The 3,164-nt window shown below is 37.9% G+C and carries 4 protein-coding genes; 2 read left to right on the top strand and 2 right to left on the bottom strand.

Annotated elements, in window-relative coordinates; genetic code table 11:
- The first annotated feature begins 258 nt into the window (after positions 1-258).
- Together B3139_RS20365 and B3139_RS20360 are read left to right on the top strand one after the other, a co-directional pair.
- Entirely contained in the window at positions 259-600 is a 342-nt protein-coding gene (locus tag B3139_RS20365) for a hypothetical protein (RefSeq protein WP_293885345.1), read from the top strand.
- 26 nt (positions 601-626) lie between these two features.
- Positions 627-1,568 carry a TIGR01212 family radical SAM protein gene (locus tag B3139_RS20360; protein WP_209581625.1) on the top strand — a complete coding sequence of 314 codons (942 nt, stop codon included), beginning with the start codon at positions 627-629 and terminating at the stop codon, positions 1,566-1,568.
- Between the two features lie 148 nt (positions 1,569-1,716).
- Here the strand turns inward: B3139_RS20360 and B3139_RS20355 are convergent, their stop codons facing one another.
- Together B3139_RS20355 and B3139_RS20350 are read right to left on the bottom strand one after the other, a co-directional pair.
- Positions 1,717-2,184: a nucleoside triphosphate pyrophosphohydrolase family protein gene (locus tag B3139_RS20355; protein ID WP_046671593.1), complete on the bottom strand. Its 468-nt coding sequence runs from the start codon at positions 2,182-2,184 to the stop codon at positions 1,717-1,719.
- Between the two features lie 93 nt (positions 2,185-2,277).
- Positions 2,278-3,164: pseudouridine synthase (locus B3139_RS20350; RefSeq protein ID WP_293885342.1), on the bottom strand; the 887-nt coding region annotated here is incomplete at its 5' end.

Below are 3,164 nucleotides of genomic sequence, written 5' to 3'. Positions count from 1 at the left end.
ACTGCCTCAGTGGCCATAGATGCGGCTGGTCCATTTGCTATGTTCCGCAACCTGCACTGTACTCAGTCGCACAGTGCATCTTCATAGAAGTCTGCCGATCAATCTTAGTCCAAACTTGCAATTGTATCGATAGTGGCTATTGCATAACTGAAGTAAAGGAGTGCTCTTAAACAATAGATACGGCATAGCCATATTGCTTTTCTATAATTCTTGTATTCGTGTTTTTGTATCTTGCTGTAAATATTACTTATTGGTCATATGAGAAATTGTTTCATCATCGCTTTCCTACTATTGTTTATCTTGAGATCAGGTATTTCCCAAGAGGTGCAAGATTACACTTTTCTTTCTTATGAAAACTATCTTCCAACTCCAGAGATAGGTATTGTTGATTTTTATAAGAACTTAAATGAAAAATGGAAATGTAATTGGAATATGAATCATGATAAAGCTTATGTAAGATTCGAGGTTAGTAAGGATAGTACCGTTAAGGTTGTTTCTAGCAACATTGGACATGTCGATATGACTGAGGAAATGAATCAGAAATTTTCTTCCATATCGAAGTTTAACATTCGATCCGAAGAAAGTAATGGTAACATATGATTTTAATTGAGTAACTTTGCAGGGCAATGGGTACATTATTGGATAAAGGAGTTAAACCGTATAATCATTACGGGGCTTATTTAAAGCAAAAGTATAACGGACAGAGAGTGTTTAAAGTGATTGTGGATGGTAATTTTACTTGTCCAAATCGCGATGGCAGTAAGGGCTACGGCGGTTGTACGTACTGTAATGTAGATTCTTTTACACCGGATACAGCCCGCAAAATTCCTTCGATACGGGAACAAGTGGAATCGGGTATCGAAAGAGCCCGCAATAGCTATGGAGCTGAAAAGTTTATTATCTATTTCCAGCCAAACACGAATACGTATGCGCCGACTCATTTACTGAAAATGATGTATGATGAGGCCCTAAGCATTGATCCTGAAAATACCTTAGGTCTTTCTGTGGGAACACGTCCTGATTGTTTAGATTTTGAAAAGATCGCGTTATTGGAATCTTATACGGATCGTTATGATGTAGATTTAGAAATGGGAATGGAATCTATCTACAACGATACATTGGAGAAAATTAATCGAGGCTGCTCGCACGATGAGTTTGTTCAGGCAATGGATATGTTAAAGAATACTCCTCTGGAGATTTGTGTACATACAATTTTTGGTTTTCCATGGGAATCTGAAGAGATGATGTTAAAGTATGCAGACGAGATTAACCGGTTTCCACAGATTAAATTTGTGAAATTGCACCACTTGCATATTGTAGAAGGCTCCATTATGGGGGTAAAATATAAAAGAGAACCTTTTGAACTTTTCTCGATAGAAGGTTATACTGATTTCTTAGCCAAATTGATTCCACGATTACGGCCTGATCTGATTATTCAACGTATTTTCGGGATCGCAGACAAAGAATTGCTGATAGCACCAAATTGGGGCTTTCCGAAGTCACATATACAAACGGCAATAGATAAAGGTTTGGAGGCACGTCAGGTTGTGCAGGGGAGTCTTTTTTAAAGTCTATATCCGTTCCTCTAAATTTTGCGACACTGGCATTGAACCGGTTGTTTGAACGTAAAATAAGATAAATAAATAAGGCTTCTCTCGAGAAGCCTTATTTATTTATCTTATTAAAGAAAAGGGGAAAGCTATTTTCCTTTTCCATTTAGCCCTCAACAATCGTTTTTAGATCCGCTGGAGAATAATTGATGGATTTTAAAGTTTTGTTGTCAGCAGTTCTGAATACTAAAAACTTGCCATCAACTTCTTTGTAATAAGATTCTACTCCTTTCAATTTATAGTGTTCTTGGGTAGCAATTGCTTCCGCTTCGTCTTTACATGCTTTACTCATGTTAGAACGTTGAACCTCATCAAAAAGGGCAGAGAATTTATCTTTTAAGCCAAATTCCAATACTGCTCCGGCAAGTACATATTGGATGTCACATAGTGCATCTGCAATCTCTACCAAATCTTTATCCTGGATGGCTTCTTCTAATTCTTTTAATTCCTCAGCAATCAACGATACCCTTAAAGCACATCGTTGTTCAGATGGAATAGTAGGCGTGTCAAGGATGGGATGTTGGAATGTTTTATGGAATTCCGCAACGGAAGAAAGTGTTTTCGGATCAGTCATATTCTTTGTTTTTTTATTTTAAAGAGCAAATATAAAAAATAAGGACGGTTAACTGAATGACCGTCCTTTATTTTTATTGATATCCTTGAGCGATTAAAGGAGGTGCTTCAATTGCACAATTTCTCGTTCTTCTAGGTATCTCCAACGGCCACGAGGTAAGTCTTTTTTAGTCAGATTGGCATATACCACACGATCTAATTTAACTACTTCATATCCTAAAGATTCAAAAATACGACGTACGATACGATTTTTCCCTGAGTGAATCTGGATGCCGACTTCGCGTTTTGATCCGCCTTGAACATAGCTCAAATCGTCCGGTTTGATCACACCGTCTTCTAATTCGATACCAAAGTTAATTTTGTTAAAATCGCCCTGTGTAAGGCTTTTGTTTAGTTCGACATTATAGATTTTGCTGATGCTGTTACGCGGGTGCGAAAGCTTTTCGGCAAGGCTTCCATCATTTGTCATTAAAAGGAGTCCAGTCGTATTTCTATCGAGGCGACCAACAGGATAGATTCTTTCTTTGGTTGCTTTAGAAACAAGTTCCATCACCGTATGACGCTCTTGGGGATCGTCTGTAGTCGTGATATAATCTTTTGGTTTGTTTAACAAAACATAAACATTTTTTTCACGTTTCAAGCGTTCGTTGTTGTAGCGGATTTCATCTGTTGCAGGGTCTACTTTAGTACCCAATTCGGTAACAGGTTCTCCATTTACCCAAATGACACCAGCCGTGATAAGTTCATCTGCTTTACGTCTTGAACAAATACCAGCATTGGCGATGTAACGATTCAAACGAACTAAGCCGTCGTCTTCTGACTCCGCAGCTTTTTTCTTTGGACGTTTAATATATTGTTTTTCACCAAAGTTCTTGTTGTCATCTAAATTTCGACTTCTTTCTCCGTCAAATTTTCTGTTTGAAGACCTTGGACCGTCATTTCTGTCGGTACGTTTGAAGCTATCTTTTTTGTCGAAAGAAC

It is taken from the genome of Sphingobacterium sp. UBA1498, assembly GCF_002325125.1.
GTDB lineage: Bacteria > Bacteroidota > Bacteroidia > Sphingobacteriales > Sphingobacteriaceae > Sphingobacterium.
Note: the sequence above shows the minus strand (reverse complement) of the source record. Positions and strands in the feature narration are given on the sequence as shown.